A 14,718-nucleotide genomic window follows, 5' to 3' on the forward strand; every position below is an offset into this window, starting at 1 on the left:
GCCCGCACCCGGGCGTCACGACAGCCGCACCGAGACATTGCCCCGGTGGGCCCCCTGGAGCAGGGACAAGAACGCCTGCGGCACGTCCTCGACCGAGCCTTTGACGACCGTCTGCGGGTAGACGAAGCGGCCCTCGTCCAGCCAGGTGCTGAAGTGTCCCCGCCAGGCGGCGATCTGGTCGGGGGTGTTGTGGCAGGAGAACGGCAGCAGCTCGATGCCCCTGTCCCGGGCCGCCGCACGGTCAGGCTTGGGGAAGCGCTCCGCGGTGTCGCCGAGCTGGCTGGACAACGAGCCGATTCCGCCCGCCGCGCCGGAGACGAACACCACGTCGCCCGCGCCGACGGCCGCCACGTCGGCCATCCCTTAGTAGGCGGTCGGCCCCTGACCGAGGTACTGGCCGGGGTCCGGTTCGTCGCGTACGTCCACGCGTGGGACGCGCGTTTCACCCGGGCGACCAGCGCGGGGTAAATGCGTTGCGGGGGTGCCGGTGAACCGGCGATTATGGCCGTTCGTGCCGCAAACTTCCCTGGGTCTCCTGCGCCGTATGCGCATGGACGTGAGCCCGATCCGTGAATCGCGTGACTTCCGGCTGCTGCTGGGGTCGTCGCTGGTGACCATGTTCGGGTCGTTCATCTCGCTGGTCGCGGTGCCGTACCAGATGATGAAGCTGACCGACTCGGCGCTGATGGTGGGGCTGCTGAGTGTGGCGGAGTTCGTGCCGATGGTGGTGTGCGGGCTGTGGGGCGGGATGATCGCGGACGCGCTGGACCGGCGCAGGATCATGATCTACTCCGAGGTCGGGCTGTGCTGCTCCTCGTTGCTGCTGATGGTGAACGCGCTGCTGCCGGATCCGCAGGTGTGGGTGCTGTTCGTGCTGGGGGCGCTGAGCGCGGGCCTGTACAGCGTGCGCGGGCCGAGCGAGCAGGCGGTGATCAACCGGGTGCTCAAACTCGACCAGATGGGGGCGGCGTTCGCGATCCAGGGCATGGCCCGCAACCTTGGGGGCATCGCGGGGCCCGCGGTCGGGGGTGTGATCGTGGTCAGCCTGGGGCCGGCCGTCTCGTACGGCCTCGACGTGTTCTCGTTCCTGTTCTCCCTGCTCCTGCTGGTCCGGGTGGCGACCATCGCCCCGCCCGAGGACGCGGCCCCGCCGTCGCTGGACTCGCTGATCGACGGCGTCAGGTACGCGGTGCGCCGCCCCGACCTGATGGGCACCTACCTGGTGGACATGGCCGCCATGTTCTTCGCCATGTCCACCGCCCTGTACCCGTTCCTGGCCAGGGCCTACGGCGGCGAGCAGGAGCAGTTCGCGCTCGGCCTGCTGGCGGCGGCGGGCGGCATCGGCTCGGTGATCGCCTCGCTGACCTCGGGCTGGACCGCGTACGTGCACCGGCACGGCCTCGGCGTGATCGTCGCCGCCGTGCTCTGGGGGGCCGGCGTGGCCGTGGCGGCGATCATGCCGAACATCTGGCTGATCGTGCTCTGCCTGGTGTTCGCCGGGGGCGCGGACATGATCAGCGGCATCTTCCGGGGCATGATCTGGAACCAGACCATCCCGGACGAGTACCGGGGGCGGCTGGCCGGGATCGAGCTGCTCTCCTACTCGGCCGGCCCGATGCTGGGCAACGGCCGCGCCGGGCTGATGGCCGAACTGGGCGGGCCGCGAGTCTCGCTGGGCGTGGGCGGGCTGCTGTGCGTCGGCGGCGTGCTCGCGCTGGGCGCGCTGCTGCCGAAGTTCCGCACCTACGACTCCCGCACCGACGAGTACGCCCTCGCCGAGCGCACCCGCCGGGCCGAGACCTGATCACAGCGCCGGGTACGCGTTCCGCACCAGAACCCGGAAGTGGGCGGGGAAGAACGAGCCGTACAGCGGGGCGTCGTCCATCGCGCCGCTGCGCGGGCTGGCCCCGGTCGGCGGCGAGTAGTCGGGGTCGCACTCGGGATTGAAGCGCAGGCCCGGCACGTCGGGCGCGCCGGTCCGCTCGCTGAAGCCGTCCGACTCCCCGGGCGGCTTGGCCCACACGTACGCGTCCACGCCGGGGTGCGGCGCGGCGGCCGGGCGGGGGCCGATGCCCGCGACCGCCTGGTTGCACCAGGCGAACCGGTGCGGACGCCGGTCGAGGCGGGACTGGTTGACGTAGGTGTTGAGGTCGAACGAGGTGCTCACCGTGACGGGCCGGTCCTGCCCACCCCAGCCGTTCCTGGAGGTGTCGATGAGCACGCCCACGCCGGTGGGCTGCCCGGCGGCGATGAACGCGTTGCGCAGGCCGGTGGCGTAGTCGAGCTCGTCGAAGACCTTGTTGAAGTCGAAGAACCGGGAGAACCAGAGGGGCGTGCCGCCGATCGTCAGCTGCGAGTTCGGCAGGAAGATCTCCTCGACCGGCACGTAGTCGGCCACGTTGGTGGCGAAGCCGTCCACTCCGGCGGTGCCGCTGATCACGCCGCTGTAGAGCGAGATCATGGACGGGAAGAGGGCGTCGAACCCGCCCAGCGAGGAGCGCGCGACGTCCAGATAGACGTAGGCGTTGGGGACCGCCCGCAGCTTGTTGATCGCGTATCGGACGCCGCCCGCGTAGACGCCGGACTGCGCGATCGCCACGCAATCGGGATCCGAGGGGGCGGAGACCAGGCTCATCAACGTGCCGGGCTCCAGAATCGCGACGATCCGCAGATTCCGGTATCGCGGATCGCCGACGATCGCCGCGATCGGATCCACGAACTGCGTCCGGTACGCGCCGAGCCCCGCCGCGTCCGCCCTGAGCTCGGCATTCGACACCAAGGCCGAACAGCCCTTCCCCGGCAGATCGCTCAGCACCAGCGTGACCGTGACCGGGTCGCCGTTGCCCTGCGACAGCGACTGCACGAGCGCCGCGTCCAGATGCTGCCGCAGGCTCTTTCCCCCGCGCACGGCTCCGATGGCGGCGATACTGTCCAGCCACAACCCGGTGGACTGGAAGGCGACCCGCCGCATCTACTCGCCGAGCGCTCCCCCTTCGGCGGTCCCGGCCGCGTTGACCTTGTCGCCATAGTCCCGGTTCAGGTAGCCGCGAGCACCCAGGTACGGATTGCCCACGCGAACAACCGGGGACGGCCTTCCCGAGGCGACGGCCGCCTCAGCGGCGGTGACGCCGGCGGCGAGGGCGACCACGAGAGCGAGCAGCGCGCGGATGAGTCGCATCACGCCTCCAGTGCAGCGGACCGGGACTCAGATCTCACGCTCTCCGGTGCGGCCTGGCAACCTCGTCAGCCGTTCGCGCACGTCGGCCGTGAACCATTCATCAGCCGTCCAGCACGTACGACCTGACCTCCTCCAGCGAGGCCGCGAACCCGATCTCGAAGGCGCGCCCGTACCCTTCGTCGCCCAGCGCCCCCCGGGCGGCGGCGGCGCTGGCCCGCCGGGGCGCGGCCATCTCCTCCGAGCCCATCGCGGTCAGCCCGAAGGTGGCCCACAGCCGTTCGCCCGCGCCGTGCAGCCAGGCGGTCCGGTGGCCGTCGCCGCGCGCCGCCGCCACCGAGGCCAGGTGGTCGACACACATGGCGATGCCGAGCGCGTCCCGCAGCGGCCACTTCACGGCCAGCGAGTCCCGCCCGGCCTGGTCGGCGCCGTCCACGTCGCCGCGGGCCAGCATGACCTGGGACCGCATCAGGTCGGCGAACGAGCGCAGCCACGTCTCCCCGCACGCGTCGGTCCGCTCCCGGATGTGCCGCAGGACCGCCCAGGCCCGGTCCAGGTCGCCGAGGAAGACGAACGCCATCGCCCGCCCGCTGTCCATGACCAGCTCGTCCATGGTGCGGGCGCCGGACGCGACCAGATGCCGCCTGGCCCGCGCCATCACCTCCTCGACCAGTTCTGGGCGGCCGGAGAACAGGTGGATGCCGCCGATCCGGATCAGCGCGTGCGCGATCGCCTCCTCGTCGCCGAGGGCCCTGGCCTGGTCGAGGGCCTGTTCGGCGGCTTCGGTGGCGACGCCCATGTCGCCCTGGAAGATGGTGATCCAGCTGAGCACCCAGCGGGCCTTGACCTGGCGGGGGCCGCTGCCGGGGGCGGCGGCGAGGGCGCGTTCGACGTAGTAGCGGCCTTCCCGCATCTGGCCGAGGCAGCCCCAGATGAACCAGCAGCCGGCGGCCAGGCCGAGGGCCTCGCCGGGGTCGTGGAGGCTGTATTCGAGGGCGATGCGGAGTTCGGGGAGTTCGGCGTCGGCCCAGTCGGCCCAGTGGGCCTGGCGGGGGCCGTACCAGTCGGCCTCCATCTGGCCGATCATGGTCAGGTAGTGGTCGCGGTGGGCGCGGCGGAGCAGGTCCTCCTCGCCGAGTTCGCGCAGCCAGTCCCTGCCGTACTCGCGGATGCTGTCGAGCAGGCGGTAGCGGCCGCGGGAGCGGATCACGATCGAGCGGCGGACGAGTTCGGCCAGGACCGGGGCGGTGTCGGGGAGGCGGCTGTCGGCGCAGACGGCCGCGACGGTCGGCTCGTCGAAGTGCCCGGCGAAGACGGACAGGCGGGCCCAGAGCAGGCGTTCGGCGGGGGCGCAGAGTTCGTGGCTCCAGCCGACGGCCGAGCGGAAGGTCTGGTGCCGGGGCGGACCGCCCCGGTAGCCGGCGGTGAGCAGGTCGAACCGGGTGGCGAGGTGGTCGGCGATCTGCTCGGCGGAGAGCGCGTGCAGATGCCCCGCGGCGAGTTCGATGCCGAGTGGCACGCCGTCGACGCGGCGGCAGAGCCTGCTGACTGCCATCAGCGCGGCCGGGTCGGCGATCCAGCCGGGCACCCGGTCGTGGGCGCGTTCGACGAACAGCCGGACCGCGTCGTAGCCGAGCGGGTCGTCGCTCTCTGGCGGCGGCAGCGCGAACGGCTGGATGGCGCACTGGCGTTCGCCTGCCAGCCCGAGCGGGCTCCGGCTGGTGGCCAGCACGGTCAGCCCGGGGGCCGCCGCGAGCAGCTCCCCGGCCAGGTCGGCGCACTCCCGGATCAGGTGCTCGCAGGTGTCCAGCACCAGCAGCAGCCGCCGGGGCGCGAGGAACTCGGCCAGCAGCTCCCGGTACGGCCGCACCGACTGCTCCCGCAGCCCCAGGCCCTGCGCCACGACGCCGGGCAGCAGGTTGCCGTCCCGCTCGGTGGACAGCTCGACGAACCACACCCCGTCCGGGTAGTCCTCGCCGCGTCCGGCGGCGGCCTTCAGCGCGATCCTGGTCTTGCCGACTCCGGCCCCGCCGACCACGGTGACCAGGCGCGCCTGGCCCAGCAGCCGGTCCACCCGGCCCAGTTCCTCGGCTCTCCCGACGAAACTGCTGGTCTCGGCGGGGATGTTGCCCTGCGGCCAGGCCGTGTGATCCACTTCGCCTCCCTAGTCGGTTTCCTGCAGCGCGAGCGCGACGGCCTCCTCCGGTCCCGGCACCGGGCGTCCGGCGGCGACGTCGGGGCTGGCGCCGGCCTGGGCGGCGATCTCGGCCAGCACCGGCGAGCGCAGGCTGTGCCCGTCCAGCTCGGCCCACATGCCGGCGGCGGACGCCAGCAGGAGCTCGCCGTCCTTGACGTCCCCGGACAGCGCCGACAGCGCGCCGACCAGCTCGACCCCGGCGGCGAGCGCGGCCACGTCGCCGAACAGGCGGGCCACCCGCAGCGCGTCCCTGGCGTGGCCGAGCGCCTGCCCGGCGTCGCCGCGCAGGTACTCGGCCTGGGCGAGCAGATGGTCGAGATGGGATCGCGTCCACGACTCCCCCGCCGTGCCGCACAGGTCCCGCCCTTCGCGCAGCACGGTGACCGCCCCGGACACGTTGCCCATCCGCAGCAGCGTGGTCGCGATCACGACATAGCTGGACAGGAACCCGGGGAACATGTCGGACTGCCGCCGATGCCCGCTCCGGGCGTCGCCGATCAGCCGCAGCGCCCCGCGCAGGTCGCCGCGCTGCACGGCCACCACGGCGGCCAGATGGGCGGCCCTGGGCCCGTCGCCGCACTCGGCCAGGCGGCGTTCCGCGCCCGCCAGGTCGCCGAGCGCGCCGTCCAGCCAGGCCGAGGTCAGCAACGCCTTCGTCCGGACCGGCCCCGGCTCGTCCCGCGCGGCGAGCGCCCGGTCGAGATACCCGGCGCCCTCCCGCTGAAGCCCGCAGCACGCCCACAGGAACCACAGCGTCCCGCCCAGATCCTGGGCCTGCTCGGCCGTGCCAGGATCGGCCAGGCGCCACTCCAGTGTCTGGCGCAGATTCGGCGCCTCCAGCCGCATCCGCTGATACCACCAGACCTGCCCGCCCTGCCACTCCCTTTCGGCCTGCCGCGCCAGCCGGATGAAATGCTCGAAATGCCACTCCTGGACGTACGGCGTCTCGCCCAGCCGATCCAGCCATTCGGCCCCGAACATCCGGAGCGACTCCACCAGCCGGAACCGCACCCCGAGCGGCCCCTCCGACCGGACCAGCACGGATTTGTCGACCAGCGCCGCGACCGCGCCCAGCACCGCGTCCTCGTCCAGGGGCGCGGCCCCGCACACCCGCTGCGCGGCCTCCAGGTCGAAGCCGCCCGCGAACACCGAGGCCCGCGCCCACAGGATCCGCTCGGCGGCCGTGCACGCCTCGTGGCTGGCGCCGATCGCGGTCCGCATGGACGTGTGCCGCGACGGCCCCGGCCGCCCGGGGTCGGCCAGCCGGTCCAGCGTCACGTCGGCGGGCTCGCCCCGCCGCAGCGCCGCCGCCAGCAATTCGGCGGTCAGCGGCAGCCCGTCCGGCGGTTCCGCGGCCTGCCCGGCCAGGTGCTCAAGCAGGGCCGCCCGCGCGTCGGGGCCGAGTTCGGTCAGCACGATCACCTGCTCGCCGGGCAGCGTCAGCGACTGGCGGCTGGTGGCCAGCACCCGGAGCCGCGGATTGGCCTGCATCAGCGCGCGCACCCGCGGCGCGATCTCGTCGATCGCCCGATCGCACCCGTCCAGGACCAGCAAACCCGCGGTGACCTCGGGTAATTCGGCGGCCTTGTCCCCCGGCAGGCCGCCGGGAAGATCCGAGGGATCCCCGTCGTCGTCCAGGTCGACCACCGTGACCCGGCCACCGGCCCGCGCCGCCACCCGGCGGGCCAGGGTGCTCTTGCCCACCCCGGGAGGTCCGGTCACGGTCACCAGCCGGGCACGGCGAAGCGCCGCCTCGACCTTCCCGATCTCGGCATCCCTCCCGATGAAGCCGGCGAAGCCGTCCATACCCACCGTCCCTCGTGGCCGGGTCAGCCTACGGCCGACCCGCGACGGCACGCTTCGGCCCCCGAGTGGCACCTCTTCCACCCGGGAGCGTGATTCTCCTCCCGGATGGAAGATTTGGCCACCCTCGGCGAGGGTGCGGCTACTACGCGCCGCGCAGCTGGGCCCCGGTCCGCTCGGCGGCCGTCGCGACGGCGGCCTCCCGGGCGGCGGTGGTCTCCTCGGCGGTGAGCGTACGGTCGGGCGCGCGGAACCGCAGCGTGTAGGCCAGCGACTTGTTGCCCGCCCCGGCCTGCGCCCCCGCGTACACGTCGAACAGCCGGATCGACTCCAGCAGCTCGCCCGCGCCCGCCCGCAGCGCGTCCTCCACCGCGGTCACCGGGGTGTCCGCCGGGACAATCAGCGCCACGTCCTGGGTGGCCATCGGGTAGCCGGACACCGGCCGCGTCTGCGCCGGACCTGCCGGGGTGAGCCGGGACAGCTCCAGCTCCATCGCGGCGGTGCGCGGCGGCAGCCCGTACGCCTCCGCCACGCGCGGGTGCAGTTCGCCCGCGTGCCCGACCAGCGTCTCCCCCACGTACAGGGCGGCGCAGCGGCCGGGATGCCAGGGCTCGTGCCGGTCGGCCCGCACGTCGAGCTCGGCCCCTGCCTCGCGGGCCACCGAACGGGCGGCCTCGATCGCGTCCGCCCAGGAGGCCGCGCGGCCCGCGCCCCACCAGCCGGACCGGTCGAACTCCCCGGCCAGCACGACCGCGACCCGGACCGGCTGGTCCGGCAGCGCGGCCTCGATCCATCCGCGCTCGTCGCCGGTGGGCGTGCGGTCCACCCGCAGGATGGGCGCGGTGGCCGGGGCGTCCGGCTTGGGCCGGTAGACCAGGCCGGTCTCGAACAAGGCCACGTCGGTGAAGCCCCGGCCCACGTTGCGGACCAGCGTCTTCAGCAGGCCGGGCAGCAGCGTGGTCCGCATCAGCGGCTCGTCCTCGCTGAGCGGGTTGACCAGCCGGGCGGCGCGGCGGCGCGCGTCGCCTTCGGGCAGCTGCAGGCCGTCCAAGTCCCGCACCCCGATGAACGGGTACGACAAGACCTCGACATATCCGGACAGGGCCAGGGCGCGGCCGACCCGGCGGCGCAGCCGCTGGGTCTCGGTCAGCCCGGCCCCGGCGGGGGCGGCCGGCAGCACCGACGGCAGCTGGTCGTAGCCCTCCAGCCGGATGACCTCCTCGGCGAGGTCGTTCGGGTCGGTCAGGTCGGTCCGCCAGGACGGCGGGTAGACGGTGATCGGGTCGTCCCCTGCGACGGCCAGCTTGCCGGCCAGGTCACCGCCGGACACCACGCCGCTGGCGGCCAGACCGGCGCCGCCGGTGTGCGCGACGGCGCCGTCCACCACCGTGCAGCCGACCTGCTCCAGCCGCAGGACCACGGTCTCCTTCGAGTACGGCACGCCCGCCACCCGCCCGGGGTGCCCGGCCGGGATGGTGATGGCGACCGGCTCGACCTCGATCGAGGCGTGCGTGACACCCGGCTCCGCCGTACCGCCGCCGAGCGAGCACAGCAGCTCGACTGCACGCCAGGACGCGGCCAACGGCAGGTCGCGGTCGACGCCGCGCTCGAACCGCTTGGACGCCTCGCTGACCAGGTTGTGGCGGCGGGACTCGCGGGCGATGCCGGTGGCGGAGAAGTGCGCGGCCTCGATCAGGATGGCGGTGGAGCCGTCCGAGATCTCGGTGGCCAGGCCGCCCATGGTGCCCGCCATCGAGATCGGGCCCGAGTCGTCGGTGATCAGGATGTCCTCGGGATGCAGCTTGCGCACCACGTGGTCGAGAGTCTCCAGGGTCTCCCCCGGCTCGGCCCTGCGGACCACGATCTCGCCCCGGACGGTGGCCCGGTCGAAGGCGTGCAGCGGCTGGCCGAGCTCCAGCATCACGTAGTTGGTGACGTCCACCGCGAGCGAGACCGGGCGCATGCCGGCCCGCGCCAGCCGGACCCGCATCCACAGCGGGGACGGCGCGGCCGGGTCGAAGCCGGAGACGGCCCGCAGCACGAAACGGTCGCAGGCGGTGGCGTCGGCGATCGAGGCCGGGTGCGAGCCGCCGCCCGCGACCGGGAAGCCGATCGCGGCCGGGTCGTGGAAGGCGGCACCGAACGCGGTGGCGGCCTCGCGGGCCACGCCGCGGACCGACAGCGCGTAGCCGCAGTCCGGCGTGATCTCCAGCTCCAGCACGTCGTCGCGGAGCCCGAGCAGCTCGACCACGTCGGCGCCGATCACGGTGTCGGCGGGCAGCACCAGGATGCCGGGCGAGGAGTCGGCGATGCCGAGCTCGGCCTCCGAGCAGATCATGCCGTCGGACAGCCGGCCGTAGGTCTTGCGGGAGCCGATCTCGAAGCCGCCCGGCAGCACGGAACCGGGCAGCGCGACCGGCACGACGTCGCCGACGGCGAAGTTGACCGCGCCGCAGACGATCTCGCGGGGCATCGCCTCGCCGACGTCCACCCGGCAGTGCCGGATCGGCTTCTTGAACTCGGTGAGCTCCTCGATCTCCAGCACCCGGCCGACCACCACGTTCTTGATCTCGTGGCCGTGCGAGACGATGTTCTCGAGTTTGAGCCCGGCGGCGGTGAGCTTGTCGGCGATCTCGTGCGCGGTGACGGGCGGGAGATCGACGTACTCCCGCAGCCAGGAAAGCGGGACCTTCATCAGACCTCCAGTCCGAACGGAAGGGTGAACCGGATGTCGCCCTCGATCATGTCGCGCATGTCCTCGGCGTTGTGGCGGAACATCAGGGTGCGCTCGATGCCCATGCCGAAGGCGAAGCCGGAGTAGACCGACGGGTCGACGCCGCAGGCCACCAGCACCCGCGGGTTGACCATGCCGCAGCCCCCCCACTCGATCCAGCCTTCGGACTTGCAGGTACGGCACGGCGGGCTGCCCGGCGTGGCCGACGCCCCCCGGCAGACGAAGCAGCGCAGGTCCATCTCCGCCGACGGCTCGGTGAACGGGAAGTAGTTCGGCCGGAACCGGGTGCTGATGCCCTCGCCGAACATGACCTCGGCGAACCGGTCCAGGGTGCCCTTCAGGTGGGCCATCGTCAGGCCCTTGTCCACGGCGAGGCCCTCCACCTGGTGGAACACCGGCGTGTGGGTGGCGTCCAGCTCATCGGTGCGGAACACCTTGCCGGGCGAGATCACGTACACCGGCAGGTCGCGGGCGAGCAGCGCCCGGATCTGCACCGGCGAGGTCTGGGTGCGCAGCACCTTGCCGGACTCCGTCGACTCGACGAAGAAGGTGTCGTGGTCGGAGCGGGCCGGGTGGTCGGGCGCGATGTTGAGCGCGTCGAAGTTGTACCACTCGGCTTCCAGCTCGGGGCCTTCCGCGACTTCGTAGCCCATCGCCACGAAGCAGTCGGCGACGCGCTCCTGGAGCGTGGTCAGCGGGTGGCGGGCGCCGCGCGGGGCGCGGTCCCAGGGCAGCGTGACGTCCACGGTCTCCTCGATGAGGACCTTGGCGTCGCGTTCCGCCTCCAGCTCGGCCTGCCGGACGGCGAGCGCGTCGGCGACCGCCTTCCTGGCGCCGCCGATCCGCTTGCCGGCCTCGGCGCGGGCGGCCGGCGGCAGCGCGCCGATCTCCCGGTTGGCCAGCGCGATGGGGGAACGGTCGCCGGCGTGGGCGAGCCGCACCTGCTTCAAAGCGTCGAGATCCGCGGCCGACGTGATGGCGGCGAGGGCGTCGGCCTCCGCGCGCGCCAGTTCGTCGGCGTGCAGCGGCGTCACCTCGACCGGGTCGTAATCAGACAAGAGAGAGCTCCGTATCCAGGGCTTGAGCGTGCAAAGTCTAGTGCGTCGCCGTGCTCGGGGACGCGTCCTGGAAGCCCACGCGGGGACCCTAGGCGAAGTCTGGGGCCCCGGTGGGCACGATAAATCGGAACTCCGCGCCGCCGCCGGGGGCCCGCTGCACGGTGATCGCGCCGCCGTGCGCCTCCACCAGGCCCTTCACGATGAACAGGCCGAGCCCGGTGCCGCCGCGGCGGCGGCCGTTGCCGCGCCAGAACTGCCGGAAGACGCGCGTGACCTGCTCGGGTGCGACACCCTCGCCTTCGTCGCGCACGGACACGGCCACTCCCCATTCCACGGGCTCTACGACAATGGTGACTTTACCGCGCCCGTGCCGCACCGCGTTTTCGAGGAGATTCCCAAGGATCTGATCGATCTTGTCCTGATCCAGCCAGGTCTCCGGGAGTTCCCCGGCCACGGTGAGGGTGAACCGGTCCTCCGGCTCCCCCGCCGCCACCCGGCCCGCGATGATCCGGCGCGTCCTGGCCGGGATGTCCACCACCTGGCGGCGCACCTCCAGCCGCCCCGACTCGATCCTGGACACGTCCAGCAGCTCGGTGATGAGGCGGGTGACCCGGTCGGCGTCGGAGTTGACGGTCTGCAGCATCACCAGCTTCTGCGCGTCGTTGAAGCGGTCCCACTTGGCCAGCAGCGTCGCGGTGAAGCCCTTCACGCTGGTCAGCGGTGAGCGCAGCTCGTGCGCCACGGTGGAGACCAGGTCGGCGCGGCTGCGCTCCAGGCGGCTGCGGGCGGCGGTGTCCCTGAGCGTGATCACCACGCGGGCGACCCGGCCGCCCCGCTCGGGCGAGCGGACGAAACGGGCGGCGACCAGCAGTTCCCTGCGTTCCAGCAGCACCGGGCGCTCCACCTGGCGGCTCCGGGTGGACAGGCCGCCGTGCGGGTCCAGCCACTTCCACCAGTCGCGGCCGTCCGCGTCGCGGAACGGCAGCACGTCGCTCAGGTACGCGCCGATCGCGCCGGCCCTGCGCACCCCGGTGAGCCGTTCGGCGGCCCGGTTGACGGCCAGCACCCGGCCGGCGCCGTCCACGGCCACCAGACCGTCCGGGAGATCATCTACAGCGATCACACTCGCCGGGTCGGAAACCCGGTCATGGGTGTTTTCGCCACGCAAAGGGGACCGCCTCCAGCCGGGGGTTCGCTCCCGGGCGCTGCCCAGCAGCCGTCACGCCCGACAATAGCGGTTTTCCGGAGCACTCCGTCAGCCTCGGTACGCGGCTCTTCCACGAGTGTTCACTTCTGCCGGTGAACCCGCGCGGACGCGTACAGGCAGACGGCCGCCGCCGTGGCCAGGTTGAGGCTCTCGGCCCGCCCGTAGATCGGCACCCGGACCACCTCGTCGGCCAGCGCCAGCAGTTCGGCGGGCAGCCCCCACGCCTCGTTGCCGAACAGCCAGGCCGTCGGCCCGTCCAGGGACACCTCGTCCAGGGTCCGCCGCCCGGTCCCGTCCGCGGCCAGCACCCGGAACCCCCGGTCCTTCAGGTCCGGCACGGCCTTGCCCACCGGGATCCCGGTCACCACCGGCAGATGGAAGATGCTCCCCGCGCTGGCCCGCACGCACTTCCCGTTGTACGGATCCACCGAGGCGTCGGTGAACACCACCGCGTCGGCCCCGGCCGCGTCCGCGGTCCGCAGCACCGTCCCGGCGTTCCCCGGATCGCGGACGTGCGCCAGCACCGCCACCAGCCGCGCGTCCGCCGCCACCGCCCGCTCCAGCGGCACGTGCACGAACCGGCACACCGCCAGCAGCCCCTGCGGGGTCACCGTCTGGGCCAGTTCGGCCATCACCTCGCCGCTGGCCCGGAACACCGGCACCCCGGCCAGGTTGGCGGTGGTCACGATCTCGGGATGGCGCAGTTCGGCCTCCGCGGTCGCGAACAGCTCCACGGTGACCCCGTCCAGGGCCAGGGCCTCCCGGACCGCCTGCGGCCCCTCGGCCAGGAAGGCGCGGTCCCGGTCCCGGAAGGCGCGCTTGGTCAGCCGCCGGGCGGCCTTCACCCGGGGCGACTTGATGTTGGTCAGCTCGGACATGATCCCCCTTGGTTCGGGGACGACTTTAGCCGCAACACGAAGAGGGGCCCACCTGATCGGTGAGCCCCTCTGCGCGAGTGTGCGACGGTCAGGCGACCGGCGCGTTCACGTCGGCCGGGAGCGCCTTCTTGGCGGCCTCGACCAGCGTGGCGAAGGTCTGCGCGTCGTTGACGGCCATGTCGGCGAGGATCTTGCGGTCCACTTCGATGCCGGCCAGGCGCAGGCCCTGGATGAATCGGTTGTAGGTCATGCCGTTGGCTCGAGCCGCCGCGTTGACCCGCTGGATCCAAAGGCGCCGGAAGGTGCCCTTCTTGTCCTTGCGGTCCCGGTAGGCATAGGTCATCGAGTGGAGCATCTGCTCCTTGGCCTTGCGGTACAGCCTGGACCGCTGACCCCGGTAGCCACTCGCCCGTTCGAGGACGACGCGGCGCTTCTTCTTGGCGTTGAGCGCCCGCTTCACGCGTGCCATGTGTATCTATCTCCCCGGGGGTTACTTAGCGAGCAGCTTCTTGATCTTCTTGCGGTCGGCCGCGGCGATGACGATGTCACCCTCGAGCCGGCGCGTACGAGTGGACGGCTTGTGCTCGAAAAGGTGCTTCCGGTTGGCACGCCGGCGAATGATCTTGCCGGAACCGGTGACCCGGAACCGCTTCTTCGCACCACTGTGCGTCTTCATCTTCGGCATGTTGCCGTCTCTCCCTCGTTGTTCCGTGCCCGCGGCTCGGGCCCGTCAAGGCCCGAGCGCAGGCATGCCTGACTCGTCGGGACCGTGCTGGCCCCGGACTCCGCAACCGTCTACTGCTGCGGCTGCGACTCGCGCGTCGAATCGCTGCTGGCCGACTCTTCGGCCGACTCCTCCACGGCGGACTCCACGGGGAACTCGTCACCCGCGGGCTCGTCGCCGCGCTGTGCCCTGGCCGCCGCCTTCTCGGCCTTGGCCTCGGCCTTCTTCTTGTGCGGCCCGATCACCATGATCATGTTCCGGCCGTCCTGCTTGGCCTGGGACTCGACGAAGCCGAGCTCCGTGACGTCCTCGGCGAGCCGCTGGAGAAGCCTGAAGCCCAGTTCCGGCCGGGACTGCTCGCGCCCGCGGAACATGATCGTGACCTTGACCTTGTCCCCCGCCTTGAGGAAGCGCACGACGTGACCCTTCTTGGTCTCGTAGTCGTGCGGGTCGATCTTCGGCCGGAGCTTGATCTCCTTGATGATCGTGTGTGCCTGGTTGCGGCGCGCCTCCCGCGCCTTCATGGCCGACTCGTACTTGAACTTGCCGTAGTCCATGAGCTTGCACACGGGCGGACGAGCGGTGGCGGCCACCTCGACCAGGTCGAGGTCGGCTTCCTGGGCCAGCTTCAACGCGTCATGGATGGACACGATGCCGACCTGCTCGCCGTTCGGGCCGACGAGGCGAACCTCGGGCACGCGAATACGATCATTGATGCGGGGCTCGGTGCTGATGGGACCTCCAAGGGACTTCCGCTTAAGTGCTCGACCGTGTGGGGAAACGACAAAAGACCCCACACGTCACGCATGCGGGGCCACGGAGTCCGAGAACTCTCAATGTGATCCTTGACCCGTCCGCCTCTCGGCCGATCAGGTGGGAGGAGGACCTCCGCTTGCGCGTCCAGCTGGTATGCCAGACCGATCGAGCTACAACACTAGCATG

The 14,718-nt window shown here is 72.1% G+C and carries 13 protein-coding genes; 1 reads left to right on the top strand and 12 read right to left on the bottom strand.

Annotated features, from left to right (window positions below; all coding sequences use genetic code 11):
- Positions 1 to 15: 15 nt before the first annotated feature.
- A complete protein-coding gene (locus tag Acor_RS26055; RefSeq protein WP_218034485.1) occupies positions 16 to 351 on the bottom strand; it encodes a hypothetical protein in 336 nt (111 codons plus the stop codon).
- A 199-nt stretch (positions 352 to 550) separates the two neighbouring features.
- On the opposite strand from Acor_RS26055, the gene Acor_RS26060 reads away from it, so the two are divergent.
- Positions 551 to 1,804: an MFS transporter gene (locus tag Acor_RS26060; protein ID WP_155339431.1), complete on the top strand. Its 1,254-nt coding sequence runs from the start codon at positions 551 to 553 to the stop codon at positions 1,802 to 1,804.
- Here the strand turns inward: Acor_RS26060 and Acor_RS26065 are convergent, their stop codons facing one another.
- The 11 genes from Acor_RS26065 to infC form a co-directional block, all read right to left on the bottom strand.
- A complete protein-coding gene (locus Acor_RS26065) occupies positions 1,805 to 2,971 on the bottom strand; it encodes a glycoside hydrolase family 6 protein (RefSeq protein WP_155339380.1) in 1,167 nt (388 codons plus the stop codon).
- A complete protein-coding gene (locus Acor_RS26070; RefSeq protein WP_155339381.1) occupies positions 2,972 to 3,178 on the bottom strand; it encodes a hypothetical protein in 207 nt (68 codons plus the stop codon).
- 100 nt (positions 3,179 to 3,278) lie between these two features.
- Positions 3,279 to 5,330 (bottom strand): ATP-binding protein, encoded by a 2,052-nt coding sequence (locus Acor_RS26075; protein ID WP_155339382.1) that lies wholly within the window; start codon positions 5,328 to 5,330, stop codon positions 3,279 to 3,281.
- Positions 5,331 to 5,339: 9 nt separating this feature from the next.
- A complete protein-coding gene (locus Acor_RS26080; protein ID WP_155339383.1) occupies positions 5,340 to 7,178 on the bottom strand; it encodes an ATP-binding protein in 1,839 nt (612 codons plus the stop codon).
- 142 nt (positions 7,179 to 7,320) lie between these two features.
- Positions 7,321 to 9,870, bottom strand: a complete 2,550-nt coding sequence (locus Acor_RS26085; protein WP_155339384.1) for a phenylalanine--tRNA ligase subunit beta — start codon at positions 9,868 to 9,870, stop codon at positions 7,321 to 7,323.
- The gene (gene pheS / locus Acor_RS26090; protein ID WP_155339385.1) at positions 9,870 to 10,967 is read right to left on the bottom strand and encodes a phenylalanine--tRNA ligase subunit alpha; all 1,098 of its coding nucleotides are present in this window, start codon (positions 10,965 to 10,967) and stop codon (positions 9,870 to 9,872) included. The genes Acor_RS26085 and pheS overlap by 1 nt, the downstream gene beginning before the upstream one ends.
- A gap of 88 nt (positions 10,968 to 11,055) precedes the next feature.
- The gene (locus Acor_RS26095) at positions 11,056 to 12,135 is read right to left on the bottom strand and encodes a sensor histidine kinase (protein ID WP_155339386.1); all 1,080 of its coding nucleotides are present in this window, start codon (positions 12,133 to 12,135) and stop codon (positions 11,056 to 11,058) included.
- Positions 12,136 to 12,254: 119 nt separating this feature from the next.
- Positions 12,255 to 13,052, bottom strand: a complete 798-nt coding sequence (locus Acor_RS26100; RefSeq protein WP_155339387.1) for a TrmH family RNA methyltransferase — start codon at positions 13,050 to 13,052, stop codon at positions 12,255 to 12,257.
- 88 nt (positions 13,053 to 13,140) lie between these two features.
- Positions 13,141 to 13,521, bottom strand: a complete 381-nt coding sequence (rplT, locus tag Acor_RS26105; protein WP_155339388.1) for a 50S ribosomal protein L20 — start codon at positions 13,519 to 13,521, stop codon at positions 13,141 to 13,143.
- A gap of 21 nt (positions 13,522 to 13,542) precedes the next feature.
- Positions 13,543 to 13,737, bottom strand: a complete 195-nt coding sequence (gene rpmI / locus Acor_RS26110) for a 50S ribosomal protein L35 (RefSeq protein ID WP_155339389.1) — start codon at positions 13,735 to 13,737, stop codon at positions 13,543 to 13,545.
- A gap of 110 nt (positions 13,738 to 13,847) precedes the next feature.
- The gene (gene infC / locus Acor_RS26115) at positions 13,848 to 14,573 is read right to left on the bottom strand and encodes a translation initiation factor IF-3 (RefSeq protein WP_155339390.1); all 726 of its coding nucleotides are present in this window, start codon (positions 14,571 to 14,573) and stop codon (positions 13,848 to 13,850) included.
- Between the last annotated feature and the right edge of the window lie 145 nt (positions 14,574 to 14,718).

Source organism: Acrocarpospora corrugata, assembly GCF_009687845.1.
Classification (GTDB): domain Bacteria; phylum Actinomycetota; class Actinomycetes; order Streptosporangiales; family Streptosporangiaceae; genus Acrocarpospora; species Acrocarpospora corrugata.

Coding starts and splice junctions, on each gene's coding strand:
- Acor_RS26085 (WP_155339384.1), bottom strand. CDS start 9,870: ATGAAGGTCCCGCTTTCCTGGCTGCGGGAGTACGTCGATCTCCCGCCC.
- Acor_RS26100 (WP_155339387.1), bottom strand. CDS start 13,052: ATGTCCGAGCTGACCAACATCAAGTCGCCCCGGGTGAAGGCCGCCCGG.
- rplT (WP_155339388.1), bottom strand. CDS start 13,521: ATGGCACGCGTGAAGCGGGCGCTCAACGCCAAGAAGAAGCGCCGCGTC.
- rpmI (WP_155339389.1), bottom strand. CDS start 13,737: ATGCCGAAGATGAAGACGCACAGTGGTGCGAAGAAGCGGTTCCGGGTC.
- Acor_RS26060 (WP_155339431.1), top strand. CDS start 551: ATGGACGTGAGCCCGATCCGTGAATCGCGTGACTTCCGGCTGCTGCTG.
- Acor_RS26065 (WP_155339380.1), bottom strand. CDS start 2,971: ATGCGGCGGGTCGCCTTCCAGTCCACCGGGTTGTGGCTGGACAGTATC.
- Acor_RS26070 (WP_155339381.1), bottom strand. CDS start 3,178: ATGCGACTCATCCGCGCGCTGCTCGCTCTCGTGGTCGCCCTCGCCGCC.
- Acor_RS26080 (WP_155339383.1), bottom strand. CDS start 7,178: ATGGACGGCTTCGCCGGCTTCATCGGGAGGGATGCCGAGATCGGGAAG.